Annotated in this window: 24 protein-coding genes; 11 read left to right on the top strand and 13 right to left on the bottom strand. The window is 70.8% G+C overall.

Going from position 1 to position 24,647, the window contains the following annotated elements; all coding sequences use genetic code 11:
• Nucleotides 1-13 precede the first annotated feature (13 nt).
• The 4 genes from kdpA to SY2F82_RS10165 all read right to left on the bottom strand — a co-directional run bounded on the left by kdpA (nt 14) and on the right by SY2F82_RS10165 (nt 3,200).
• Nucleotides 14-1,690: a potassium-transporting ATPase subunit KdpA gene (gene kdpA / locus SY2F82_RS10180; RefSeq protein ID WP_200419395.1), complete on the bottom strand. Its 1,677-nt coding sequence runs from the start codon at nt 1,688-1,690 to the stop codon at nt 14-16.
• 32 nt (nt 1,691-1,722) lie between these two features.
• On the bottom strand, nt 1,723-1,800 hold the full coding sequence (kdpF, locus tag SY2F82_RS10175; RefSeq protein WP_374707157.1) for a K(+)-transporting ATPase subunit F: 78 nt from the start codon (nt 1,798-1,800) through the stop codon (nt 1,723-1,725).
• A gap of 357 nt (nt 1,801-2,157) precedes the next feature.
• Nucleotides 2,158-2,520: a DUF952 domain-containing protein gene (locus SY2F82_RS10170; RefSeq protein WP_200418701.1), complete on the bottom strand. Its 363-nt coding sequence runs from the start codon at nt 2,518-2,520 to the stop codon at nt 2,158-2,160.
• Nucleotides 2,521-2,696: 176 nt separating this feature from the next.
• Nucleotides 2,697-3,200, bottom strand: coding sequence for a hypothetical protein (locus tag SY2F82_RS10165; protein ID WP_200418700.1), 504 nt, complete (start codon nt 3,198-3,200; stop codon nt 2,697-2,699).
• Between the two features lie 371 nt (nt 3,201-3,571).
• Between SY2F82_RS10165 and SY2F82_RS10160 the strand changes: the two genes are divergently transcribed.
• Nucleotides 3,572-5,527 carry an APC family permease gene (locus tag SY2F82_RS10160; RefSeq protein ID WP_200418699.1) on the top strand — a complete coding sequence of 652 codons (1,956 nt, stop codon included), beginning with the start codon at nt 3,572-3,574 and terminating at the stop codon, nt 5,525-5,527.
• 11 nt (nt 5,528-5,538) lie between these two features.
• Here the strand turns inward: SY2F82_RS10160 and SY2F82_RS10155 are convergent, their stop codons facing one another.
• From SY2F82_RS10155 to SY2F82_RS10140, 4 genes are all read right to left on the bottom strand, one after another.
• On the bottom strand, nt 5,539-7,062 hold the full coding sequence (locus SY2F82_RS10155) for a HAMP domain-containing sensor histidine kinase (protein ID WP_200419394.1): 1,524 nt from the start codon (nt 7,060-7,062) through the stop codon (nt 5,539-5,541).
• A 45-nt stretch (nt 7,063-7,107) separates the two neighbouring features.
• On the bottom strand, nt 7,108-7,818 hold the full coding sequence (locus SY2F82_RS10150; protein ID WP_200418698.1) for a response regulator transcription factor: 711 nt from the start codon (nt 7,816-7,818) through the stop codon (nt 7,108-7,110).
• A gap of 435 nt (nt 7,819-8,253) precedes the next feature.
• A complete protein-coding gene (locus tag SY2F82_RS10145) occupies nt 8,254-9,000 on the bottom strand; it encodes an FMN reductase (RefSeq protein WP_200418697.1) in 747 nt (248 codons plus the stop codon).
• Entirely contained in the window at nt 8,997-10,127 is a 1,131-nt protein-coding gene (locus tag SY2F82_RS10140) for an LLM class flavin-dependent oxidoreductase (RefSeq protein ID WP_200418696.1), read from the bottom strand. The genes SY2F82_RS10145 and SY2F82_RS10140 overlap by 4 nt, the downstream gene beginning before the upstream one ends.
• A gap of 106 nt (nt 10,128-10,233) precedes the next feature.
• On the opposite strand from SY2F82_RS10140, the gene SY2F82_RS10135 reads away from it, so the two are divergent.
• Nucleotides 10,234-11,028 carry a DUF6597 domain-containing transcriptional factor gene (locus tag SY2F82_RS10135; protein WP_200418695.1) on the top strand — a complete coding sequence of 265 codons (795 nt, stop codon included), beginning with the start codon at nt 10,234-10,236 and terminating at the stop codon, nt 11,026-11,028.
• Nucleotides 11,029-11,034: 6 nt separating this feature from the next.
• Here SY2F82_RS10135 and SY2F82_RS10130 read toward each other — a convergent pair whose 3' ends face one another.
• Together SY2F82_RS10130 and SY2F82_RS10125 are read right to left on the bottom strand one after the other, a co-directional pair.
• On the bottom strand, nt 11,035-11,493 hold the full coding sequence (locus SY2F82_RS10130; RefSeq protein ID WP_200418694.1) for a hypothetical protein: 459 nt from the start codon (nt 11,491-11,493) through the stop codon (nt 11,035-11,037).
• A 97-nt stretch (nt 11,494-11,590) separates the two neighbouring features.
• Complete coding sequence (locus SY2F82_RS10125) at nt 11,591-11,800, bottom strand: hypothetical protein (protein WP_200418693.1); 210 nt, start codon at nt 11,798-11,800, stop codon at nt 11,591-11,593.
• Between SY2F82_RS10125 and SY2F82_RS10120 the strand changes: the two genes are divergently transcribed.
• The 3 genes from SY2F82_RS10120 (at nt 11,799) to SY2F82_RS10110 (ending at nt 13,191) form a co-directional block, all read left to right on the top strand.
• On the top strand, nt 11,799-12,134 hold the full coding sequence (locus SY2F82_RS10120) for a YnfA family protein (protein ID WP_200418692.1): 336 nt from the start codon (nt 11,799-11,801) through the stop codon (nt 12,132-12,134). The two genes, SY2F82_RS10125 and SY2F82_RS10120, sit on opposite strands and share 2 nt — an antisense overlap.
• A gap of 110 nt (nt 12,135-12,244) precedes the next feature.
• A complete protein-coding gene (locus SY2F82_RS10115) occupies nt 12,245-13,021 on the top strand; it encodes an SDR family NAD(P)-dependent oxidoreductase (RefSeq protein WP_200418691.1) in 777 nt (258 codons plus the stop codon).
• Complete coding sequence (locus SY2F82_RS10110) at nt 13,021-13,191, top strand: hypothetical protein (protein WP_200418690.1); 171 nt, start codon at nt 13,021-13,023, stop codon at nt 13,189-13,191. The genes SY2F82_RS10115 and SY2F82_RS10110 overlap by 1 nt, the downstream gene beginning before the upstream one ends.
• 68 nt (nt 13,192-13,259) lie before the next feature.
• Here SY2F82_RS10110 and SY2F82_RS10105 read toward each other — a convergent pair whose 3' ends face one another.
• Complete coding sequence (locus tag SY2F82_RS10105) at nt 13,260-14,453, bottom strand: RtcB family protein (protein WP_200418689.1); 1,194 nt, start codon at nt 14,451-14,453, stop codon at nt 13,260-13,262.
• Between the two features lie 193 nt (nt 14,454-14,646).
• Between SY2F82_RS10105 and SY2F82_RS10100 the strand changes: the two genes are divergently transcribed.
• From SY2F82_RS10100 to SY2F82_RS10090, 3 genes are all read left to right on the top strand, one after another.
• Nucleotides 14,647-15,537, top strand: coding sequence for a DUF3558 domain-containing protein (locus SY2F82_RS10100; protein ID WP_200418688.1), 891 nt, complete (start codon nt 14,647-14,649; stop codon nt 15,535-15,537).
• Between the two features lie 118 nt (nt 15,538-15,655).
• A complete protein-coding gene (locus SY2F82_RS10095; RefSeq protein ID WP_200418687.1) occupies nt 15,656-16,621 on the top strand; it encodes a DUF3558 family protein in 966 nt (321 codons plus the stop codon).
• 180 nt (nt 16,622-16,801) lie between these two features.
• Nucleotides 16,802-18,109 (top strand): DUF2637 domain-containing protein, encoded by a 1,308-nt coding sequence (locus SY2F82_RS10090; RefSeq protein ID WP_200419393.1) that lies wholly within the window; start codon nt 16,802-16,804, stop codon nt 18,107-18,109.
• Nucleotides 18,110-18,186: 77 nt separating this feature from the next.
• On the opposite strand, the gene lysS is transcribed toward SY2F82_RS10090, so the two are convergent.
• A complete protein-coding gene (gene lysS, locus SY2F82_RS10085; RefSeq protein ID WP_200418686.1) occupies nt 18,187-19,929 on the bottom strand; it encodes a lysine--tRNA ligase in 1,743 nt (580 codons plus the stop codon).
• Nucleotides 19,930-20,149: 220 nt separating this feature from the next.
• Here lysS and argS point away from each other — a divergent pair, with 220 nt between their 5' ends.
• On the top strand, nt 20,150-21,913 hold the full coding sequence (argS, locus tag SY2F82_RS10080; protein ID WP_200418685.1) for an arginine--tRNA ligase: 1,764 nt from the start codon (nt 20,150-20,152) through the stop codon (nt 21,911-21,913).
• A 91-nt stretch (nt 21,914-22,004) separates the two neighbouring features.
• Here argS and SY2F82_RS10075 read toward each other — a convergent pair whose 3' ends face one another.
• Complete coding sequence (locus SY2F82_RS10075) at nt 22,005-22,460, bottom strand: peptidoglycan-binding domain-containing protein (protein ID WP_200418684.1); 456 nt, start codon at nt 22,458-22,460, stop codon at nt 22,005-22,007.
• 333 nt (nt 22,461-22,793) lie between these two features.
• Between SY2F82_RS10075 and SY2F82_RS10070 the strand changes: the two genes are divergently transcribed.
• Nucleotides 22,794-23,621, top strand: coding sequence for a peptidoglycan-binding protein (locus SY2F82_RS10070; protein WP_200418683.1), 828 nt, complete (start codon nt 22,794-22,796; stop codon nt 23,619-23,621).
• Nucleotides 23,618-24,604: an XRE family transcriptional regulator gene (locus SY2F82_RS10065; RefSeq protein WP_200418682.1), complete on the top strand. Its 987-nt coding sequence runs from the start codon at nt 23,618-23,620 to the stop codon at nt 24,602-24,604. The genes SY2F82_RS10070 and SY2F82_RS10065 overlap by 4 nt, the downstream gene beginning before the upstream one ends.
• The last annotated feature ends 43 nt before the right edge of the window (nt 24,605-24,647 follow it).

The following is a 24,647-nucleotide window of genomic DNA, read 5'->3' as shown; positions in this document are numbered from 1 at the left end:
GTACGGGCGGTCATCACGCCAGCCCTTCGGCGAGCGGACCCAGCGCGAGGGCCGGGAAGTAGGTGAGACCGGTGATGATCAGGATCGCGCCCACCAGAAGCCCGGCGAACAGCGGCTTTTCGGTGCGCAGGGTGCCCGCGGTGACCGGGACCGCCTTCTGCTCGCCGAGCGAGCCGGCCAGGGCGAGGACGAACACGACGGGCAGGAAGCGGCCGAGCAGCATCGCCAGCCCCGTACTGGTGTTGAACCAGTCCGTGTTCGCGTTCAGGCCGGCGAAGGCCGAGCCGTTGTTGTTCGACGCGGACGTGAAGGCGTACAGCACCTCGGAGAACCCGTGCGCGCCCGGGTTGAGCATCGAGTGCCGCGGGGTCGGCAGCGCCATCGAGACGGCGGTGAGGACCAGCACCAGCGCCGGGGTGACCAGGATGTAGATCGCGGCCAGCTTGATCTCACGGGAGCCGATCTTCTTGCCCAGGTACTCGGGCGTACGGCCGACCATGAGCCCCGCGATGAACACCGCGATCACGGCCATGACCAGGATGCCGTAGAGGCCGGAGCCCGTACCTCCGGGCGCGATCTCGCCCAGCATCATGCCGAGCATGGCGATGCCGCCGCCGAGTCCGGTGAAGGAGGAGTGGAAGGAGTCCACCGCGCCGGTCGAGGTCAGCGTGGTCGACACCGCGAAGATCGACGAGGAGCCCACCCCGAAGCGGACCTCCTTGCCCTCCATCGCACCGCCCGCGAGTTGCAGGGCCGGGCCGTGGTGGGCGAACTCCGTCCACATCATCAGGATGACGAAGCCGACCCAGATGGTGGCCATCGTCGCGAGGATCGCGTAGCCCTGCTTGACCGAGCCGACCATCACACCGAACGTGCGGGTCAGCGAGAAGGGGATCACCAGCAGCAGGAAGATCTCGAACAGGTTGGTGAACGGGGTCGGGTTCTCGAAGGGGTGGGCGCTGTTGGCGTTGAAGTAGCCGCCGCCGTTGGTGCCCAACTCCTTGACGGCCTCCTGCGAGGCGACCGCACCGCCGTTCCACTGCTGCGAGCCGCCCATGCCGTGCCCATGGAGAAATCGGCCGACCTCGTGGATGCCGGAGAAGTTCTGGATCGCGCCGCACGCCACCAGCACGACGGCGGCGATCGCCGCGCCCGGCAGCAGGATGCGGATCGTGCCGCGCACCAGGTCGGCCCAGAAGTTGCCCAGTTCACCGGTACGGGACCGGGCGAAGCCGCGCACCAGCGCCACGGCCACCGCGATGCCCACCGCGGCCGACACGAAGTTCTGCACGGCCAGCCCGGCGGTCTGCACGACGTGGCCCATGGCCTGCTCGCCGTAGTACGACTGCCAGTCGGTGTTGGTCACGAAGGACGCCGCCGTGTTGAACGCCTGGGCCGGGTCGATCGACTTGAAGCCCAGCGACAGCGGCAGCACGCCCTGGATCCGCTGCAGCAGGTACAGGAAGAGGACACCGACCGTGGAGAAGGCGAGGACACCGCGCAGGTAGGCGGGCCAGCGCATCTCCGTGTCGGGGTCGGCGCCGATGCCCCGGTAGATCCATCTCTCGACGCGCAGGTGCCTGTCGGAGGAGAAGACCCTCGCCATGTAGGTGCCAAGGGGAACGTGGGCGAGCGCCAGAGCGCCCATCAGCGAGAGCAGTTGGAGGAAGCCGGCAAGGACGGGGCCCATGTCGCCCGCTGCGGTGGCAGTCGATGTCACCGTCAGAACCTCTCCGGGAAGAGCAGGGCGAGGACGAGGTAGCCCAGCAGGGCGACGGCCACGACCAGGCCGACGCCCATCTCGAAATCGGATGCGGCCTCGGCGGTCACAGCTTCGTCACCCCCTTGGCGACGAGGGCCACCAGCGCGAAGACAGCGAGCGTGACGACGACGAAGGCCACATCGGCCATCGCGAACTCCTGGAATGAGGTGCGGCAAACGGACGCTTAGAGGAGAACTCCTCTCCGGCCGGATCCGGTCGTCCGTTGACGGCCCTCATACGGCGGTCCCCGCGTCTTTGACGGGGCTCTTACGGCGCCTGATGCCCGGGCCCGCTCCCAGGCCCTCGGCCTCGGCCTCGGCCCCGGGCCCGGGGCCGGGGCCGGGGCCGGGGCCGGGGCCGCGCTGCCCAGCGGCAGGCGCTGATCGACGCGCGGATCAGTCCACGTCCTTCAACCCGGCCGCCCGGCCCTCCTGGTCCCACTCGACCTCCAGGATCCGCGTGACGGCGTCGCGGTCGACCGGGCCGAACACATGGGGGAACAGGGTGCCCTCGGCCACGCCCGGCGGCGGCGCGGGGACCGCCCGCTCCCACTCGCACCGCGCGGTGAGCCGGCTCTCGTCGAGGAGCAGCGCCAGCAGCGGCCTCGGCGTGTCCCGGTAGAACGCGTTGACGACGGCCAGCGTCGTCTCCTCGTCGGGAGAGCAGTGGACGAAGCCGTCCTCGGCGAGGGAGGCGGGGGCGTACGGGCGGTCGGGAGCCGCGTTCCAGTCGGCGAGCGGTACGACGTGATAGATCATGGCCCGATTCAACTACGGGTGCGCCCGGCCTCCCGCGCCCTGGGGGCGGACACATCCCCGCGCCCAGGGGGACGCACACATCCCCGCGCCCAGAGGGGACGGACACACCCCCGTGCCCAGGGGGAGGCACGTGGAAGCGGGGGCGCCCCGTCCGGGACGCCCCCGCTTTCACGGCGTCACTTCACGGTGATGGTCACCGTCGGCGACATCGTCTTCGCGTGAACCACGCGAAGCTTCTCCTTGCCCATCCCGGTCAGCTTGGGAGTGACCACGGCATAGGTGTAGCTGCTGCCCCGCTTGACCGTGACGGTCTTCACGGTGGTCCACTTCCTGCCGTCGTAGCGCTGGAGGTCGAGCCTGTCGCCCGCCTTCAGGCCCTTGGTCTGACCCGTGAGCGTCACCGACTGGCCGGACTTCACGTCGGTCTTGTTGGCGCGGATGGTGATCGAGGCCGCGGTCACAGCCGGCTTGCGGTTGGTCTGGTCCGGCTTCGTCACCAGGCCCGGCAGCTTCGCCGACGCGCTGTGCGCCGGGTCGGGCGCGACCGGGTTGGGTGCGACCGGGTTGGGTGCGACCGGGTCGGCGGCGAACGCGGTGGCCGCCGCGGACGCCAGCAGCGCAGCAGAGAGGGCACCGGCGGCAAGCGCACGGGCGGAGCGGGTGCGAAGTGAGGATTTCACGTTTGTCTCCTGTGCTTCGACAGATCCCCCACTGACGGACTCCCCCAGCGCGCGCACTCTTGAGGCTTCCATGTAACCGATCCGGCGGCGACCCGGATGTCACCGCATTGCACTAACGCCGACGCCCCCGAACCGGTTACCTGTTGTAATCAGAGCAGGTGGATCGGGTCACCTCGACGAGCTATTTCTTACCTTTTTCCGCTTCGCGTCCCTGCCGCCGACCCGCGCCGCCCTCCGCCCGCCGCCGTGCGCAGGCCCCCGCCCCTCCCTCTGCCTACGCTGGTAGCGCGGCATCCTCTATGGCCACGTATGGGGTGGATGTGCCGTAGGTGGCCGGGCCGTTCGTAGAGCCGTAGGGCAGGAGCACGCCGATGGCCGCCACGGAGCACGCTCGTCCGAGCCGGTTGCGGGCGTGGATGCTGCAGGGGCTGTCCGACATGGGCAAGGCGGACGTCCCGCAGGGTCCGTACGCCCAGCCCGAGCCCCCGCACAAGGGCCAGCGCTGGTGGCGTGTGATGTGCCTGACCGGCGTCGACTACTTCTCCACCCTCGGCTACCAGCCCGGTATCGCCGCCCTCGCCGCCGGCCTGCTCTCCCCCGTCGCCACCGTCGTCCTCGTCGCCGTCACCCTGGCCGGCGCCCTGCCCGTCTACCGCCGCGTCGCCGAGGAGAGCCCGCACGGAGAAGGCTCCATCGCCATGCTGGAGCGCCTGCTCTCCTTCTGGCAGGGCAAGCTCTTCGTCCTCACCCTGCTCGGCTTCGCCGCCACCGACTTCCTGATCACCATCACCCTCTCCGCCGCCGACGCCTCCACCCACCTGATCCAGAACCCCCACCTCACCAGCGCCCTGCACGGCCACCAGATGCTGATCACCCTGCTTCTGATCGCCCTGCTCGGTGCCGTCTTCCTCAAGGGCTTCCTGGAGGCCATCGGCGTCGCGGTCGCCCTGGTCGGCGTGTACCTGGCGCTGAACGCCGTCGTCGTGGTGGTGGGCCTGTGGCACGTCCTGACCGCCGAGCACGTGGTGACCGACTGGACCGCCGCTCTGACCGTGCAGCACGGCAACGTGTTCGTCATGGTCGGGCTGGCCCTGATCGTCTTCCCGAAGCTGGCGCTCGGCCTGTCCGGCTTCGAGACCGGTGTCGCCGTCATGCCCCACGTCCAGGGCGACCCCGGCGACACCGAGGACAGGCCCGCCGGCCGGATCCGGGACACCAAGAAGCTGCTGACCACGGCCGCGGTCATCATGAGCGTCTTCCTGATCACCACCAGCTTCATCACGACGCTGCTGATCCCGGCACCCGAATTCAAACTGGGCGGCCCCGCCAACGGGCGCGCGCTGGCCTACCTCGCGCACGAGTACCTGGGGAGCGGCTTCGGCTCGGTCTACGACATCTCGACGATCGCGATCCTGTGGTTCGCGGGCGCCTCCGCCATGGCCGGGCTGCTCAACCTGATGCCCCGCTACCTGCCCCGCTACGGCATGGCCCCGCACTGGGCCCGCGCGGTGCGCCCCATGGTCATCGTCTTCACCCTGATCGCCTTCCTGGTCACCTGGATCTTCGACGCCAACGTCGACGCCCAGGGCGGCGCCTACGCCACCGGCGTCCTGGTGCTGATCAGCTCCGCGGCGATCGCGGTGACCATCGCCACCCACAAGGCCCGCCAGCGCCGTCTGGTGGTCCTCTTCGCGGCGATCTCCACGGTGTTCCTGTACACGACGGTCATGAACGTCATCGAGCGGCCGGACGGTGTGAAGATCGGCGCCTGCTTCATCGCCGGCATCATCCTCGTCTCCCTGCTGTCCCGGCTGGCCCGCTCCTTCGAGCTGCGCGTGACCAGCGTGACGCTCGACGACATGGCGGAACGTTTCGTCAGGGACATCGCCAGCCGCCGTATCCGCTTCATCGCCAACGAGCCCGGCAACCGGGACCACGACGAGTACCGGGGGAAGATCGAGCAGATCCGCAACGACAACGACCTCCCGCTCCAGGAGGACTTCGTCTTCGTGGAGGTGACCGTCGGCGACCCCTCGGAGTTCGAGTCGAGCATGGCGGTCCGCGGCGAGGTCATGCACGGCCGCTACCGGGTGCTCACCCTGGAGTCGTCCTCGATCCCCAACGCCCTCGCGGCCCTGCTGCTGCACGTCCGGGAGAGCACCGGCTGCATCCCGCACATCTACTTCGAGTGGACCGAGGGCAACCCGTTCGCCAACTTCCTGCGCTTCTTCCTCTTCGGCCAGGGCGAGGTGGCCCCGGTCACCCGGGAGGTCCTGCGCGAAGCGGAACCGAACCGCGCACGCCGGCCACGCGTGCACGTCGGGTGAAGGTGCCCCGGTCAGTCGCCCCCGGCCCCGGCCCTGGCTCCTCCGCCCACCGTGAACCCGATGACCGCCCCGCCCCCCTCACGCCGGTACGCGAACGACGCGCCCCCGTGCGAGGTGGCGACCTCGCGCACGATCGACAACCCCAGCCCCGACCCCGGCAGACTCCGCGCGTCCGCGGCCCGGTAGAACCGGTCGAAGATCCGCATGAGATCCGCCTCCTCGATCCCGGGCCCCCGGTCCAGCACCTCCACCCGTACGATCCCCAGCGGCGTCCCGCTCTCCGGCTCGTCCGAGTCCTCCAGCTGGAGCGGATGCTCGGGACCGGTCACGACGATCTCGATCGGCGCCTCGGCGTCCCGGTCGAACTTCGCGGCGTTCTCCAGCAGGTTCGACACCGCTCGCTGCAAGGCGGTGGTACGGCCGTCGACCGTCGTGTCACCACTGGCCCGGACGGCGATCTCACGCCCCGTACGCCGCCGGGCGATCGTCGCCGCGTCCTCCGCGACGTCGGCCAGCGTCAGCCGTTGCACCGGCTCGGTGTCCGACTGCCCGGCCGCCAGCGCGACCAGCTCGTTCACCAGGTCGGTCAGCTCGCGGGACTCCTCCGCGAGGTCGGCGACCAGCTCCTCGCGGGCGGCGGGCGGCAGCTCGTCTATCCGGCGCAGCAGGGAGATGTTCGTCCGCAGCGAGGTGAGCGGCGTGCGCAGCTCGTGACCCGCGTCCTGCACCAGGCGCCGCTGGTCCTCCTCCGACCGGGCGAGGCGCCCGAGCATGCGGTCGAAGGACCGGCCGAGACGGCCCACTTCGTCGTTCCCGGTGACCGGCACCTGAATGCCGAGCCGCCGGGTGCGCGCCACGTCCTCGGCGGCCCCGGCCAGGACGACCAGCCGCCGGGTGATCCGCCGGGCCAGCCACCAGCCGAACAGGCCGGCCGCGCTCACGACCGCTCCCATCAGCAGGGCCGTGCGCTGCTGGAGGCTGCGCAGCAGGTCCTCGGTGGAGCTGAGCTCCTGGGCGACCTGCACCCCGCCCCGGCCGTGGCCGAGCGCGACGGTCGCGACCCGGTAGACGTCGCCGCCGACGTCGACGTTCTTGTGCTCCAGCAGCTTGGCGGCCTTGGCACTGGCGGCGATGCTGCGGTCGTCGGCGCCCACGGGCAGCGGCGGGTTGGAGTGGTCGACGACCGCGCCGCCGGGGCCGAGCACCTGCACGACCGTGCGGGCGGGGCGGATGATGTCGTCGCGCGGGGTGTCGTGGTCCTTGTCGGAGATGGCGAAGTCGTCCGGCATCAGCTGCTTCTGGCTGACCTGGTCCCGCAGGTCGGCGACGACCTGGGTGAACACGGTCTGCTGGTCCACGCGCACCAGGCGGGCGGCGGCGTCGTAGCTCAGGAAGCCGACGAGGACGGTGACGCCGGCGGCGACGGCCGCGAACGACACCGTGAAGGTCGTCCGCAGCGAGGACACCTTGCGCAGCCGGGCCCGCAGCCGCAGCCGGCCGCGCAGCCCGGGCGGCAGCCGATGCCACAGGCGCATCCAGAATCCGACGCCCGCGTCGGCGCCGGAACCGCGTGGAGGCACCTAGTCCTCCCTCAGTACGTACCCCACGCCGCGAACCGTGTGGATGAGCGCCGGTGCGCCCGGCTCGTCGAGCTTGCGCCGCAGATAGCCCACGTAGACGGCGAGGTTCTTGGACCCGGGGCCGAAGTCGTAACCCCAGATGCGGTCGTAGATCGTGGCGTGGTCGAGCACGATGCCCGCGTTGCGTGCGAGTAGTTCGAGCAGGTCGAACTCGGTGCGGGTCAGTTCCAGCTCGCGCTCGCCGCGCCACGCCCGGCGCGCCTGCACGTCCATGCGCAGCCCGGCGACGGACACCTGGCCGATGGGGGTCTTGTCCTCTTCCTTGGGGGCCTCGAAGGGGCCGCCGTTGGTGCGGCGCAGCAGGGCCCGGAGCCGGGCGAAGACCTCCTCGACGTCGAACGGTTTGACGACGTAGTCGTCGGCGCCCGCGTCCAGGCCGGCGATGCGGTCGGCCGTCTCGACCAGTGCGGTGAGCATCAGGATGGGCGTGCGGTCGCCCTCGGCACGCAGCACGCGGCACACCTGGAGGCCGTCGATGCCGGGCATCATCACATCGAGGACGAGCACGTCGGGGCGGCTGCGGTGGGCCTGGGCGAGGGCCTCCACCCCGTCGGCCACGGCGGTCACCTGGTAACCCTCCAGCGTCAGCGCGCGTTCCAGGGCATGACGGATGGCGCGGTCGTCCTCGGCGAGCAGCACTGTCTGGGTCACGCCCCCAGTCTGCCAAGGTCACGGCGGTGCACCAGCGGGTGGTGGAGCGAGGAAGGGGCTTCTTACCCGCCTCTCACCGCCTCGGCTGCGGTGACTTACCTGGTCGGGCCACTGTGTCGGCTGAGTCACTTCACCGCGTGACCCTCCGGGGAGGGAACGCGGAGAGTCATCGAGGCGGGCCGCGGCGCAGCGGCCGCGGGCGTCGGGCGGCGGGGCCCGCCGCCCGACGGCGCGATCAGAGCCACCGGCCCGCCGAACCCCCGAGCCCCCCGGCCCGCCATCCCAGGGCGAGCCGGGTGAGGGGTCCGCCGGCCGGTCCCGGATCCTCCCCCCGGTCCGGAGAGGGGCCGATGCGGAAGGGTGGGCCGGCACGGCACGACGGCGGCGGCCCACCCACACCCACGGCATGGTCCGGCCTGACCCGAACGAAAGACCCTAGCCGCGCAGGGCGGCCAGCTGCTGCTCGAACGGGACCACCCGGAAGCCGTGCGAGACGGTCGCGCCACGGTCGTCCCCGGCGGGCGCACCGTCGCCGTCCGCCGCCCCGGCCGCGCTCTTGGCTCCCGCGGGCTCCGGCACGGCACCGGCAGACCCCGCCACGGACTCGGCGGGCTCGGGTGCGGAGGGGGCAGGGACCGTCACCGCCCCGTCCGGCTCCTCCCGGAGGGACCCCGCCCCCATCAGCCCGGCCAGCTCCCCCGCCGCCCGTTCGACCCGCTCCGGCAGGCCCTCCGCGCCCCAGTCCTCCGACGCCGCGTAGACGCCCGTCGGGGCGACCACCGCGCGCAGGTAGGAGAACAGCGGACGCAGCGCATGGTCCAGGACCAGGGAGTGGCGGGCCGAGCCGCCGGTGGCGGCGATCAGGACCGGCTTGCCCACCATCGCGTCCTTGTCCAGCACGTCGAAGAACGACTTGAACAGCCCGCTGTACGACGCCGAGAACACCGGTGTGACGACGATCAGCCCGTCCGCCTTGGTCACGGCCTCGAGCGCGGCGGCCAGGGCCGGGCCCGGAAAGCCGTTGGTGAAGTTGTGCGCGATCTCCACGGCGAGGTCCCGCACCTCCACGACCCGCACCGACACCGGCGCCCGGTGCTCCACCGCGGCGGCCAGCCGGTCCGCGAGCAGTCGCGTCGACGACGGCACGCTCAGCCCGGCCGAGACGACGACCAGCTTTTTCATACGGCGCTCACCCCTTCCGCGGCGGTCTCCTTCGCGCTCTCCCCGGCCTCCTTGGCCTCCTTGGCGGCCAGCAGCGACGCGTGCGTCGGCGCGTCCGGCACCCCGGCCGGCCGGTCCTTCGCGAACTCCTTCCGCAGCACCGGCACGACCTCCTCGCCGAGCATGTCGAGCTGCTCCAGCACGGTCTTCAGCGGCAGTCCCGCGTGGTCCATCAGGAACAGCTGCCGCTGGTAGTCGCCGGCGTACTCGCGGAAGCCCAGCGTCTTCTCGATCACCTGCTGCGGCGACCCGACGGTCAGCGGGGTCTGCTCGGTGAAGTCCTCCAGGGACGGCCCGTGCCCGTACACCGGCGCGTTGTCGAAGTAGGGGCGGAACTCGCGGACCGCGTCCTGGGAGTTCTTCCGCATGAACACCTGCCCGCCCAGGCCGACGATCGCCTGCTCGGGGGTGCCGTGCCCGTAGTGGGCGAAGCGCTCCCGGTAGAACTCGACCATGCGCTTGGTGTGGTCGGCGGGCCAGAAGATGTTGTTGTGGAAGAAGCCGTCGCCGTAGAAGGCGGCCTGCTCGGCGATCTCCGGGGAGCGGATGGAGCCGTGCCAGACGAACGGCGGCACGTCGTCCATGGGGCGCGGCGTGGACGTGAAGCCCTGCAGCGGCGTGCGGAACTTGCCCTCCCAGTTCACCACGTCCTCGCGCCACAGCCGGCGCAGCAGGGCGTAGTTCTCGATGGCGAGGTTGATGCCCTCCCGGATGTCCTGCCCGAACCACGGATACACCGGGCCGGTGTTGCCGCGCCCCATCATCAGGTCGACCCGGCCGTCCGCGAGGTGCTGGAGCATCGCGTAGTCCTCGGCGATCTTCACCGGGTCGTTGGTGGTGATGAGGGTGGTGGACGTGGAGAGGATCAGCTTCTCGGTGCGCGCGGCTATGTGGCCGAGCATCGTGGTCGGGGACGACGGCACGAACGGCGGGTTGTGGTGCTCGCCCGTCGCGAAGACGTCCAGGCCGACCTCCTCGGCCTTCAGCGCGATGGCGACCATGGCCTTGATCCGCTCGCGCTCGGTCGGCGTCCGGCCCGTGGTCGGGTCCGGCGTGACATCACCGACGCTGAAGATCCCGAACTGCATGATCGCTCACACCCTCCAAGTTGTTTACGATTCAACCATACTCGCAAACGGTTCCGCCCTTCCCGCTATTCCGCCCCTGTCAGTGCCCGCTCGTACGATCCCGGACATGGCCGTCCCACGCCGTGACACCCGAGGAATCGTCGACGCAGCGGAGCTCTTCGCGCACGTGGACTTCCGCCGCCGCGAACCGGCCGCACCCCTGCGGCCGTACCTGGAGCACTACTGGCTGATCGACTGGGACCTGACCCGGCCGTACGCCTCACACGTGGTCCCGCACCCGTCCGTGAACATCGTCTTCCAGCAGTACGAGGACCGGGAGCCCTTCGCCGAGATCGCCGGCATCGGCCTGGAACTCTTCACCCAGAAACTGGAGGGAAAGGGCCGGGTCTGCGGCATCCAGTTCCGCCCGGGCGGCTTCCGCCCCTTCTTCCCGGACCGGCCGGTGTCACAGTGGACGGGCAAGCGGCTCCCGCTCCCGGAAGCCGACGCGCACGCCGTCCTCGCCCCCGACGACGAGGACGCCCGCGTGGCCGCCCTGGACACCTTCCTCCTCGGCCTCGCCCCCCGCCCCGACCCCCGGGCCGACCTCGCCATGGCCCTGGTCGACCGCATCCGCACGGACCGCACCATCCGCCGCGTCACCGACTTCGCCCGGTCCGAGGGCATGTCCGTACGGCTCATGCAGCGCCTGTTCGCCGCGTACGTGGGCGTGGGCCCCAAGTGGGTCGTCCTGCGCTACCGCATCCACGAGGCCCTGGAACGCGCGGAGACCGAGAGGGCGGTGGACTGGGCGGGCCTGGCAGCCGACCTGGGCTACGCGGACCAGGCCCACCTGGTGAGGGACTTCACGGCGACGGTGGGGGTGCCCCCCACGGCCTACGTCCGGCACAGCCCCCCATGAGCGCCCCTAGAAGGCGTACTCGTCCCCCGTCTCCAGCGCGAGCACCTGCTGCCGGTCCCCGACGGAGTCCCGGTCGGCGGCGTCGCCGTTGTGCAGGGTCTCGACCTGCAGCCGCACCTCGGCCGGCGCCCCCGCAAGACCCACCCGCAGCCGGATCTCCCAGCCCGTCCCGCCCGCCGCGAGCGGTCCCGTCCCGCACACCACCGTGTTCGCGTCGGCCGCCGCACAGCCCTTCGGCAGCTGCTGCGGACCGCCCAGGGCGCGCGAGAAGCGCAACCGTACGGTCGCCCGGGCGACGGCGGCCCACCCGTCGTTGCGCGGGGTCAGCCGTACGTCGGCCCGGCCACCGGTCAGGGTCACATACCCGTGAGAGGCGATGGCGACCTTGGGCACCACCGCCACGGCGGGCACGGCGGCACCCACCGCCAGGGCCGCGCCCAGCACACCTGCGATCCGCTTCCGCATACGTCACTTCCTCCGCGTCGGCCCCCGGACGATCACCGCATGTATGCCACGCGGACGGCGGGACAGGCGCCGCCGGGCAGGTGAGGCGTGCGAGCGGTCACGCGTCGACCGTCGCCGTACGACGGGCGAGCGCCTCGGCGGTGGCGGCCGGCACTGCAGCCGTGACCACGGCGACCCCGATCAGGACATGGCAAGGTCGCTCCCGTTCGTGGTGCGGGCAGGCCGGTCCCCCTGCGGCCCGGCTGCCGTGGCGTCCGGCTTCGCCCAGGCCCGTCCCGCAGCGGCCGGCATGCGAGGGTGGCCGCATGCTGATCCTCCGCTCCGCCGCCCTGTTCCTCCTCGCCGCGCTGTTCGAGATCGGCGGCGCCTGGCTGGTCTGGCAGGGATTGCGCGAACACCGCGGATGGCTGTGGGTCGGCGCGGGCGTCATGGCCCTCGGTATCTACGGCTTCGTCGCCACATTCCAGCCGGATGCCCACTTCGGCCGCGTCCTGGCGGCGTACGGCGGTGTCTTCGTGGCCGGTTCACTGGCCTGGGGCGTGGTGGCGGACGGCTACCGCCCGGACCGCTGGGATGTGACCGGGGCGCTGATCTGCCTCGCCGGAATGGCCGTGATCATGTGGGCACCGCGGGGCCACTGACCACCTTTCGGGCACCACGCCGGGCGCGTGCCCCCGCCACCTATCCTGGGCGGAGGCCGCTCACGCCCGCATGAACGAGCAACTGCCGAACGACCGTCGAGGAGTCGCCCATGACCGCCGCAGCACCCGCCGCCGCCTCCCGTATCGCCGTCGTCACGGGCGCGAGCAGCGGAATCGGCGCCGCGACGGCCCGGCAACTCGCCGAAGCGGGCTACCGCGTGGTCCTCACCGCCCGCCGCAAGGACCGTATCGAGGCGCTCGCGGAGGAACTCACGGGCGCCGGCCACTCGGCGACGGCGTACGCGCTCGACGTCACCGACCGTGCGGCGGTCGACGAGTTCGCCACCGCTTTCAAGACGATCGGCGTCCTCGTGAACAACGCGGGCGGCGCGCTCGGCGCCGACCCGGTCGCGACCGGCGACCCCGAGGACTGGCGCCGGATGTACGAGACGAACGTCCTCGGCACCCTCAACGTCACCCAGGCCCTGCTCCCCGCCCTGACCGCGAGCGGCGACGGCACGGTGGTCGTCGTCTCCTCCACCGCCGGCCACGCCACGTACGAGGGCGGCGCGGGTTACGTCGCCGCCAAGCACGCCGAGCACGTCCTCGCCGAGACCCTGCGCCTGGAGATCGTCGGCACCCCGGTCCGCGTGATCGAGATCGCCCCCGGCATGGTGAAGACGGACGAGTTCGCGCTGACCCGCTTCGGCGGCGACCAGGACAAGGCGGCGAAGGTCTACGAGGGCGTCGCCGAGCCCCTGACGGCGGACGACGTCGCCGACACGATCACCTGGGCGGTCACCCGTCCCAGCCACGTCAACGTCGACCTCCTGGTGGTCCGCCCCCGCGCCCAGGCCTCGAACACCAAGGTCCACCGGGACCTTTGATGGCCGCCCCGACCCCACCGGCCGACGACGCGGACCGCACAGCCGAACAGCGACGCCTCTCCCTGGAGAAGAAGCGCGAACGCTACGTCTGGTACTACCTGGCGTACTTCCTCTTCGGCATCCACATCGTGGCGTTCGTGATGATCTACGCGGTCCGGCACGCGAAGTGACATCCGGGCAGCCGGTTTGAGGGACGGGCCATGGGCGCGGCAGACGACCGCCGCGCCCGTCCCGGCACTCAGCCCTTCACACAGACGACCTGCTTCAGCTTGGCCACGACCTCCACCAGGTCGGTCTGCTGCTCGATGACCTTCTCGATGGGCTTGTACGCGCCCGGGATCTCGTCCACGACGCCGGAGTCCTTGCGGCACTCCACGCCCCGTGTCTGGTCCTGAAGGTCCTTCGCCGTGAAGCGGCGCTTCGCGGCGTTCCGGCTCATGCGCCGACCGGCGCCGTGCGACGCCGAGTTGAACGACTTCTCGTTTCCGAGGCCCTTCACGATGTACGAACCCGTACCCATCGAACCGGGGATGATCCCGTACTCGCCGGATCCCGCACGGATGGCCCCCTTACGGGTCACGAGCAGGTCCATGCCCTCGTACCGCTCCTCCGCCACGTAGTTGTGGTGGCAGGAGATCTCCGGCTCGAAAGTCGGCTTCGCCTTCTTGAACTCCTTGCGGATCACGTCCTTCAGGAGGGCCATCATCAGCGTGCGGTTGTACTTCGCATACTCCTGTGCCCAGTACAGGTCGTTGCGGTACGCCGCCATCTGCGGGGTGTCCGCGACGAAGACGGCGAGGTCACGGTCGACCAGGCCCTGGTTGTGCGGGAGGCTCTGCGCCACACCGATGTGGTGCTCGGCGAGTTCCTTGCCGATGTTGCGAGAGCCGGAGTGGAGCATCAGCCAGACCGAACCCACCGTATCTGTGCATATTTCCACAAAATGGTTGCCGGATCCGAGCGTTCCCATCTGCTTTTCCGCCCGATCCTGACGGAATTTGACCGCTTCAGCGACTCCGCCGAACCGCCCCCAGAACTCCTCCCACCCCGAGGTGGCGAACCCGTGCAGTCGCCCCGGGTCGACGGGATCGGCATGCATCCCCCGCCCCACCGGGATCGCCTGCTCGATCTTCGAGCGCAGGCGTGACAGATCCCCCGGCAGGTCGTTCGCCGTCAGTGACGTCTTCACGGCGGACATCCCGCACCCGATGTCGACCCCGACCGCCGCCGGACACACCGCGTCCCGCATCGCGATCACCGAGCCGACCGTCGCCCCCTTGCCGTAGTGGACGTCCGGCATGACCGCCAGGCCCTTGATCCACGGCAGGGTCGCCACGTTCCGCAGCTGCTGCATCGCGGCGTCCTCGACCGTCGCCGGGTCCACCCACATGCGGATCGGGACCTTCGCCCCCGGCACCTCTACGTACGACATATCGTCCTCGATCCCCCGGAATCACAACAGAAGTCTGTAAGCGCAAAACCGGCGCCAAGGTCGACGTAAGGGACAACGGACCGGCGTCCACGGCAGTGCGTGCGATACACATTGTCTCCAGGGGGCCGCCCCGTGCGGCAACCGAATAACCAGCGGCCCCACCCCGCGGAACACCGTCGAGAGGAGTCTGACCGTGCAGCGGAAGGCGTACGTACCGGGCGCCGCCGTGCTCCTCGCGGCCCTGTTGGCCGCCTGCACCGGCGGTTCCGGCAGCGGTGGCCGGGCCGCGGACCCCAAGGCCGGTTCCACCACGAGCGCCGCCGCCCCGCAGCCGGGCAAGTACCGCACCCTTGCCGACGCCTGCAGCGCCGTGAGCCATGACACCCTCGACGCGCTTCTGCCGGGCCTGACGCGCATAGCGGACCAGGAGCAGCGCGACAAGGCGTACCAGGGCGAGGCCGCCCTCACCTACAACAACGACCGCCGCTCCGGCTGCCGTTGGAAGGCGGAGTCGACCGACGCCACGGACCATCTGTTCGTGGACTTCGAGCGGGTGGTGTCGTACGACAACACGGTCTCCGACGACAACGCCGCCCACCAGGTCTACGCCACCAAGGAGCAGGCCGCGAACCTTCCGGAGCCCAGCGCCGGTTCCAGTTCGAGTTCCGGTTCGAGTTCCGGTCCCCCTGCGAGCCCGAGTCCCGGTTCCGGGTCCGGCTCTGCTTCTCCGTCCTCCTCCGCCTCCGCCGCCGTTTCCGCCGCCGGGGCCGCCGGCGGTCCCAACCCCTCGGCATCGGCGTCCGGCTCTCCCTCCGGCAGTCCCTCCGGCAGTCCCTCCGTCACCGGAACCCCGGCCGATCTCCAGCCCCGCACCCTCGACGACCTCGGCGACGAGGCGTTCATCGACGACGAGCTGAGCACCGCCCAGCAGCGGACCGTGACTGTGGTGTTCCGCACGTCCAACGTCATCGTGACCATCGAGTACGACGAGCAGCCGGCCGCCCCCGGGACCACCCCGAGCAGCAAGGACATGCAGGACAAGGCCAGGAAACTGGCCGGACAGCTGGCCGGCTCGCTGGGCTGACGGACCCCCTCGCCCGGCCCCGGCGAGGGAACCGAACCTCACCGCGCATCCGTCCCCACCGCGTACCGTGGCCCCTCGGAACCGTTCCGACCGCACGACCACGAGCGTCACAAGCGTCATGAGTGAAGGAACCATGCACCGACCTGCACAGCGAGACCACCGGAAGCAGCACGATCACAGTGATCAGGGCGAGCGGGGCGAGTGCCGGCCGGGCCGGCGGGGTTCGCGCGTGAGCCGTTTCCTCGTCTGCGCGGCCGCCGTCCCCGCGGTGCTCGTCGCCGCCGGGTGTTCCTCGGGCTCCTCCGGTTCGGGCTCGGGCGGCGATGCCAAGCCGCAGGCGCAGGAGTCGAGCGCACGGCCCTCGCAGAGCGCGTCGGCCAACGCGGTGCGGCCCGCCGCGTACGCGACGCTGCCCCAGCCCTGCTCGGTGCTGTCCCAGAAGACCCTGGGCGAGCTGGTCCCGAAGGGTGTCAAGTCCGGCAAGGCGGGCTCGACGGACGACGCGAAGACGCGGTCGAGCTGCTCGTGGAGCAGTCTGCAGAACAACGGCGTCAAGGGCTCCCAGTTCCGCTGGCTCAACGTCTCCCTGCTGCGCTTCGAGTCGGATGCCACGCGCGGCGACGGGAACAAGCTGGCGCAGCAGTACTACGACCAGCAGGTGCAGGACGCCAAGGCGGTCGACGGCGCGAAGAGCACCAAGGCGGTGCCGGTTTCCGGGGCGGGCGACGCGGCGACGGCGGTGACGTACGACCTGAAGAAGAAGGAAGGCGACTTCAAGCAGCAGACTGTGGTGGCGCGCTTGGAGAACGTCGTGGTCACCGTCGACTACAACGGCGCGGGCCTGGCCGGCGACAAGACGCCGGACGCGGACGACCTGACCAAGGCGGCGGAGAAGGCCGTCAAGGAGGTGGTGTCCGCGGTGTCGGCGGCGAACAACGACGGTGGCAGGGCGGCGGGCGGGTCTCCGTCGCAGGGGGCGTCGAAGAGCGCCTCGCCGTCGAAGTCGGCGTCGCCGTCGTCCTCCGCGTCGGCGAGCCCAGCGAAGGGCGGGTCTCCGTCGGCGTCGGCCTCGCAGAAGAGCTGAGCCGGCTGCCGCAGGGAACTCGTAGCGCGCGCAGGGCGGTTGCGGGGGTTCTGTCCGGTGCGGATGGGGGGTCTCCCCATACCGGCCACCCGTTCACCGCACGCGTGTGCCACCCTGTTGCGCGCAACAACAGGCACTGGGAGGGGAGTACAGGTGGCCGCGCCACTGCAGTTGACACGGATGCACCGGGTTCTCATCGGCGTGGTGGTCACGGGTGCTGTCATCATCGCCGGGATCGGCTTCGCGGGCTCGTACGCGGCCGTCCGTGCGCTGGCCCTCAAGAAGGGCTTCGGCAACTTCAGTTATGTCTTCCCCATCGGTATCGATGCGGGCATCTGTGTGCTGCTGGCCCTGGACCTGCTGCTGACCTGGATCCGCATCCCCTTCCCCCTGCTGCGTCAGACGGCGTGGCTGCTGACGCTGGCGACGATCGCGTTCAACGGCGCGGCGGCGTGGCCGGACCCGCTGGGCGTGGGCATGCACGCGGTGATCCCGGTGCTGTTCGTGGTCGCGGTGGAGGCGGCCCGGCATGCGATCGGCCGGATCGCGGACATCACGGCGGACAAGCACATGGAGGGCGTCCGCCTGACCCGCTGGCTGCTCTCGCCGGTTCCGACGTTTCTGCTGTGGCGGCGGATGAAGCTGTGGGAGCTGCGGTCGTACGACCAGGTGATCAAGCTGGAGCAGGAGCGTCTCGTCTACCAGGCGCGCCTGCGTTCCCGCTTCGGCCGTGCATGGCGTCGTAAGGCCCCGGTGGAGTCGCTGATGCCGCTGAGGCTGGCGCGGTACGGCGTCCCGCTGGCGGAGACGGCTCCGGCGGGCCTGGCGGCGGCGGGCATAGAACCGGCGCTGATACCCCCGGCGCCGCGGCTGGAGGCGGCCGCGGGCAGTCGTGCGGCCGGAGCGGCTCCCGTCCCGCAGCAGGCGGCCCCTCTCGGCGGGCAGCGCCCCCAGCTGGAGGGCAACCAGATCGCCGGACAGCCGGGATACGAGGAGCCGGACGACCAGAGCCCCTGGTTCCAGGCCCAACGGCAGATCGACTACCACGGCGGCTACGACCCGTCGTACGAGCCGGAACCGCCGTACGACGACTGGTACGAGGAGCAGCACCCGGAGCAGTTCGAGCAGACGGCGCCGCAGGGCTTCCAGCAGTCGGGCCCGCAGGGACCCCCGCAGGGCTTCCAGCAGCCCGGCCCGCAGGGACCCCCGCAGCCCTCCCCCGAGGACACCGGCAGCTTCCCCATCCCCGTGGGCCCGAACCGCACCCGCGAGCTCGGCGAGGGCGGCGGCACGCCCCAGCCGGACGAGGACGCGTACTACCAGGTCTTCAAGCAGTCGATCAACGGCAGCTACCCGACGCCCCGTGAGTTCAGCGAGAACGTCGAGGCGGAGTTCAGCATCGGCCTCCCCCCGGAGGAGGCCAAGCGCATGGTCAACCGCTTCACGAACCGCTACAACGCGGAACTGGAAGAAGACCACATCGCCTAGGGTCTGAGGGGCCCTGGATCCGTCCCGCATGAAAGGGCGCCCGGTGCCGAGGAGCACCGGGCGCCTTCTGCTCGGTCCTACTCCCCGAGCAGGGCCCGCACCCGGTCCTGGCCCACCGCGAGCAGCAGCGTGGGCAGGCGCGGGCCGGTGTCGCGGCCGACGAGCAGGTGGTACAGGAGCGCGAAGAACGACCGCTGGGCCGTCTTGATCTCCGGCGGCAGCTCCTTGGGCGTGGCGTCCGCGGAGAATCCGGCCTGGACCTTGGGCACGCCGTACACGAGGTGGGTGAGCCCGTCCAGCGACCAGTGCTCCTCCAGGCCGTCGAGCAGCAGCCGGATGGACTGCTGGGAGGGCTCGTCGAGGGACTTCAGCAGTTCGGCGTCGGGCTCGTCGCGGACGATGGTGCGCTGGTCGGCGGGGACGTGGGTGTTGATCCACGCCTCGGCCTTGTCGTACCGCGGGCGGGCCTCGTCGAGCGAGCTCAGCGGGTTGGCCGGGTCGAGGTCGGACAGGATGCGCAGCGCCTGGTCCTGGTGGCCGGCGGTGATGTCGGCGACGGACGCGAGGGTGCGGTAGGGCAGCGGGCGGGGCGTCTTCGGCAGCTCACCGGCGGCGGTGCCGACCGCGCGGGTGTACGCGGCGACGTCGCCGGGGAGGGCGGAGCCGTCGGCGACCTTGCCCGCCAGCTTGTCCCACTCGTCGTAGAGGCGCTGGATCTCCTGGTCGAAGGCGATCTTGAAGGACTGGTTGGGCCTGCGGCGGGCGTAGAGCCAGCGCAGCAGCTGGGGCTCCATGATCTGGAGGGCGTCGGCCGGGGTGGGGACGCCACCGCGGGACGACGACATCTTCGCCATGCCGGAGATGCCGACGAAGGCGTACATGGGCCCGATGGGCTGCTTGCCGCCGAAGATCCCGACGATCTGCCCGCCGACCTGGTAGGAGGAGCCCGGCGACGAGTGGTCGACACCGCTCGGCTCGAAGATCACGCCCTCGTAGGCCCAGCGCATCGGCCAGTCGACCTTCCAGACCAGCTTGCCGCGGTTGAACTCGCTCAGCCGGACCGTCTCGGAGAAGCCGCACGCGGTGCAGGTGTACGTCATCTCGGTCGAGTCGTCGTCGTACGCGGTGACCGTGGTGAAGTCCTTGCCGCACCGGCCGCAGTACGGCTTGTACGGGAAGTAGCCGGCGGAGCCGGAGCTGCCGTCGTCCTCGGACGCGGCGCCCGAGCCCTCCTCGGCCTCCAGCTCGGCCTCGTCGACGGGCTTCTGCTGCTGCTTCTTGGCGGGCTTCGGCTTGGTGCGGTACTGGGCGAGGATCGCGTCGATGTCGCCGCGGTGCCTCATCGCGTGCAGGATCTGGTCCCGGTACACGCCGGAGGTGTACTGCGCGGTCTGGCTGATGCCGTCGAACTCCACGCCCAGCTCGGCGAGCGAGGCGATCATGGCGGCCTTGAAGTGCTCGGCCCAGTTCGGGTACGCCGAGCCCTTCGGGGCCGGGACGGAGGTGAGCGGCTTGCCGATGTGCTCGGACCACGACTCGTCCACGCCCGCGACACCGGCCGGCACCTTCCGGTACCGGTCGTAGTCGTCCCAGGAGATCAGGTGCCGCACCTCGTAGCCGCGCCGGCGGATCTCGTCGGCGACCAGGTGCGGGGTCATGACCTCGCGCAGGTTCCCCAGGTGGATGGGGCCGGACGGAGACAGTCCGGACGCGACGACGACCGGTTTGCCCGGGGCCCGACGCTCCGACTCCTCGATGACCTCATCCGCGAAACGGGAGACCCAGTCGGTGGTCTCGGTGCTCTGAGCCACGATCGGCACGTCCTCTTTTTCTGAAGGTTCTCCACGAGCAGCCGGTACGGTCGCACGGCTGACCGCTCCATTGTCCCAGCTGGCGCCACATCCACGAAAACGCCTTTTCAACGCGTTGGACGGGCGGACGGGCGCGGCCGTTCACCGGGCGACCGGAAAAATTCGCTTTACCCCGCATGGGATACTGGTCGTGACTGTCCATCCCACGAGGAGAACGGCACCCATTCCTATGGCCTCGGTCACCTCCCTCACGTCCGCCGTCCACCAGCGCCTCGCGTCCGCCCTCTCGGCTGCCCTGCCGGAGACCGCCGACGCGGACCCGCTGCTGCGACGCAGCGACCGGGCGGACTTCCAGGCCAACGGGATCCTGGCGCTGGCGAAGAAGGCGAAGGCGAACCCGAGGGAGTTGGCGACGCAGGTCGTCGGCCAGGTGGTCACCGGTGACGTGATCGGGAAGGTCGAGGTCTCGGGCCCGGGCTTCCTCAACGTCACGGTCACGGACAAGGCGATCACCGAGAACCTCGCCGCCCGCGCCGCCGACGCCGAGGGCCGCCTCGGCGTGCCGTACGCCGAGCAGCCGGGCACCACGGTGATCGACTACGCCCAGCCGAACGTGGCGAAGGAGATGCACGTCGGCCACCTGCGCTCCGCGGTGATCGGCGACTCGGTCGTCAAGCTTCTGGAGTTCACCGGCGAGACGGTGATCCGCCGGCACCACATCGGCGACTGGGGCACCCAGTTCGGCATGCTCATCCAGTACCTGGACGAGCACCCGCACGAACTGGACCACAAGGCCGCCGAGGTGACGGGCGAGGAGGCGATGTCGAACCTCGACCGCCTCTACAAGGCCGCGCGCAAGCTCTTCGACTCCGACGAGGAGTTCAAGACGCGGGCGCGGCGCCGGGTGGTCGACCTCCAGGCCGGCGATCCGCACACGCTCGCCATGTGGCAGAAGTTCGTCGACGAGTCGAAGATCTACTTCTTCTCGGTCTTCGAGAAGCTGGACATGGAGATCCGGGACCCCGACATCGTCGGCGAGTCCGGCTACAACGACATGCTGGCCGAGACCTGCCGCCTCCTGGAGGACTCGGGCGTCGCCGTCCGCTCCGAAGGGGCGCTCTGCGTCTTCTTCGACGACATCAAGGGCCCGGACGGCAAGCCGGTCCCGCTGATCGTGCAGAAGTCGGACGGCGGCTACGGCTACGCGGCGACGGACCTGTCCGCGATCAGGGACCGTGTCTTCAACCTGAAGGCGAACTCGATCATCTACGTCGTGGACGCCCGCCAGTCGCTCCACTTCAAGATGGTCTTCGAGACGGCGCGGAGGGCCGGCTGGCTGAACGACGACGTGAAGGCCTACCAGCTCGCCTTCGGCACGGTCCTCGGCAAGGACGGCAAGCCGTTCAAGACCCGTGAGGGCGAGACGGTGCGGCTGGTGGACCTGCTGGACGAGGCGATCGACCGTGCCTCCGCCGTCGTACGGGAGAAGGCGCAGGACCTGTCCGAGGAGGAGATCGCCGAGCGGGGCGCCCAGGTGGGCATCGGCGCGGTGAAGTACGCGGACCTGTCGACGTCGGCGAACCGGGACTACAAGTTCGACCTGGACCAGATGGTCTCGCTGAACGGCGACACGTCCGTCTACCTCCAGTACGCGTACGCCCGTATCCAGTCGATCCTGCGCAAGGCCGGCGACGTACGGCCCACCGCGCATCCGGAGCTGGCGCTGACGGACGCGGAGCGCGCGCTCGGCCTGCACGTGGACGCGTTCGCGGAGACGGTGGCGGAGGCGGCGGCGGAGTACGCCCCGCACAAGATGGCGGCGTACCTGTACCAGCTGGCGTCGTTGTACACGTCGTTCTACGACAAGTGCCCGGTGCTGAAGGCTCAGACGCCGGAGCAGGTGGAGAACCGCTTGTTCCTGTGCGACGTCACGGCCCGGACGCTGCACCAGGGGATGGCACTGCTGGGCATCCGGACGCCTGAGCGGCTCTGAGCCCCACCCTGTCGGGGCCGCGGCCCGTCCTCTCCCCCGTGGGGAGGACGGGCCGCGGTGTTTCGCGAAGGGCGACTCTCACAGGCAGCCGTCAGGCGTAGTGGTTGGCGAACCACTTGAAGGCGGCCTTGGTGTCCTTCCCGGCGATTCCGTCGATCTTGCCCTTGTAGCCGCAGTACTTCTTCAGCATGCGCTGCAGCGCCTTCACCGTGTCGCTGCCGACGACGCCGTCGATCTTCTTGTTGTAGCCCCAGTACTTGTGGAGGTAGCGCTGCATGGCCTTCCAGCTGTCGGTGCCGAGCCGGCCGTCGATGGCTCCCTTGTAGCCCCAGTCGCGCTTCAGCACCCGCTGGATGCCCTTGGCCTCCTTCGTGTTCAGGCCGAGGTTGTTCACCGCCTGCACGGAGACGGCCTGGGTGCTCATCGCCGGCTTGACGGCCGGCGCGGAGGCCGCGAAGCCCGCGGTCGCACCCGCGAGGCTGCCGGCGGCGATCCCGGCGACGGCGGTGGCGGCGACGAGGGTCCTCGCCATGAGGTTCGGTCGCATGTGTGTCCCTTTCGGGTGATCGGGCGGCACCTGACGTGGTGGGCGCCGCTGGCAACTCGAGAGTGCGGGCCGGGCGCCCGGCTCCGCCACGAGCACCGCCGCAGTGACGACTTCGTGGGACGTCCCGGGCGCTGACCTGCGGGGACACGTCTCGGCGGGACGCCTGGGCGGGACGCTTCGACGCGAGGTCGGCGGGGAGCGGGTGGGGCGGGCGGGTGGCCTATTCGGTGCCGGGGCGGGAACCGATAGGTGGGGTGCGCCGTGAAAGTTCATGCAGAATGCGGCGGAAACGGGGACCGACGACCAGGGTCCCGGGACGCGAGTAGGGGGAACATGTCGCGTTGGAAAGCGCTGCCCGCAGACCTGGATCCGCGTGTGCGGCAGTTGGTGGTGCGATTACGGCGGCTGAAGGACCACGGCGACCTGAGCATGCAGCGGCTGGCGGCGAAGACCGGCTACAGCCAGAAGTCGTGGGAGCGGTACCTCAACGGCAGGTCGCTGCCGCCCCGGGAGGCCGTGGAGGCACTGGCCCAGGTCGGCGGCGAGGATCCGACACGGCTGCTGGTGCTGCACGAACTGGCCGCGGAGGGCTGGGAGAAGCGGCGGCGGGGCACGCCGGTGGCGGAGGCGGACGGGGAGGAGCCTTCGGCGGCCGAGGCCGGTCCGTCCTCGGCTGACGACGAGACCCCGTCCGCGGCGGACGGCGAGGCGGCGCGGCCGCACGGACGTCCGTTGCGCATCGCGGTGGCGGCGGGAGCCGTCGCCCTGGTGCTGGCCGTCGTCTCGGCGGTCCTCCTGGTCGTCCGCCTCACGGACCACGGCACCGACGACAAGGCGGCGACGACCCGACCCGCCTCGACCACCGGGTCCTTCCCGGCGTCGGGGTCGGCGCCGTCGTACACCTGCCGCATCCAGCGGACCGACGGCCACTGGTACGCGGGCAACAGCCGTACGCAGGACGCGATCCTGGCGCAGGGCCTGGCGGGTCCGGACGTGGCCGAGGCGCAGTGCCTGCTGCGCCGGGCGGGCTTCTCCCCGGGCGGTATCGACGGTGTCTACGGGCCGCTGACCGAGCGCGCGGTCAAGGACCTGCAGAAGCGGGCCGGGCTGCCCCCGGACGGCATCGTCGGACCGCACACCTGGGGGGCGCTGCGCAAATGACCCGGCCGACGGGGACGCAGGGGACGACGTCCGCGGAGCGGGCGCGGTTGGCGGCCGAACTGCGCGAGCTGAAGGCACGCACCGGTCTGAGCCTGGCCCGCCTGGAGGAACGCACCCCGTACAGCAAGTCGTCCTGGGAGCGCTACCTCAACGGCAAGACGCTGCCGCCGCGTCAGGCCGTGCTGGACCTGTGCCGCCTCGCCCACGAACCCGCCGCCCGCTGTCTGGCCCTGTGGGAACTGGCGGAGTCGGAGGCGAGCGGACGCGCACGGGCGGAGGAGCGGCCCACGACCCCGGCACAGCAGTCGCCCCCGCCTCCGGCCTCGTCCCCCTCCCCGGCCACGGACGGGGACACGGCGGGGACCTCGGATGCGGACGCGGCGAAGGACGCGGCGGACGCCACGGACACGGCGAAGGCCACCGGCACCTCCCCCGCTCCGGCCGAGGCGACCGGACACGCCGTCCGGAAGGGCGCGGCCGCCGCGCTGGTCGCCGCCGTATGCGCCCTCGCCACCGGAGTCGTCGCCCTGGCCCTCTTCCTCCTGCCGCACCCGGGCGGGGCCCCGCGGTCGTTTCCGTCCCCGCCCCAACCCGTCCTCGCCCCGCTCTGCGGGGGCACCACCTGTGAGGGCGGGGACCCGATGGCCCTGCACTGCGGCCCCCACCCGGCCACCCTGGCGTCGCACCACACCGCCGCCGGCGTCGGTATGGAACTGCGCTACAGCAAGGACTGCGGCGCGAGTTGGGCCCGGGTGTGGGGCGCCCATGTCGGGGACCGGATCGAGGTGACGGCGGACGGCCGCAGTCAGTCCGCCCGGGTCAAGGACGCCGACGCCGCGAAGGACTACGTCTACACCCCCATGGCCGCCACCCGCCCCGGCACCGCGGTCCGGGCGTGCTTCCGTCCGACGACGGGCGGGCAACCGGAGTGCGTCGAGGGCCGCGTGACGGCCCCGCCTCCAACCGCGGCGACCGTCCACTGAGGTGGTGTGCCTGCGGAACTGCGACACATCTGGGGAATGTGTC

It is taken from the genome of Streptomyces sp. Y2F8-2 (assembly GCF_014905555.1).
GTDB classification, from domain to species: Bacteria; Actinomycetota; Actinomycetes; order Streptomycetales; family Streptomycetaceae; genus Streptomyces; species Streptomyces cynarae.
The sequence above is the reverse complement of the archived record's forward strand: the minus strand, read 5'-3'. Positions and strand labels throughout refer to the sequence as shown.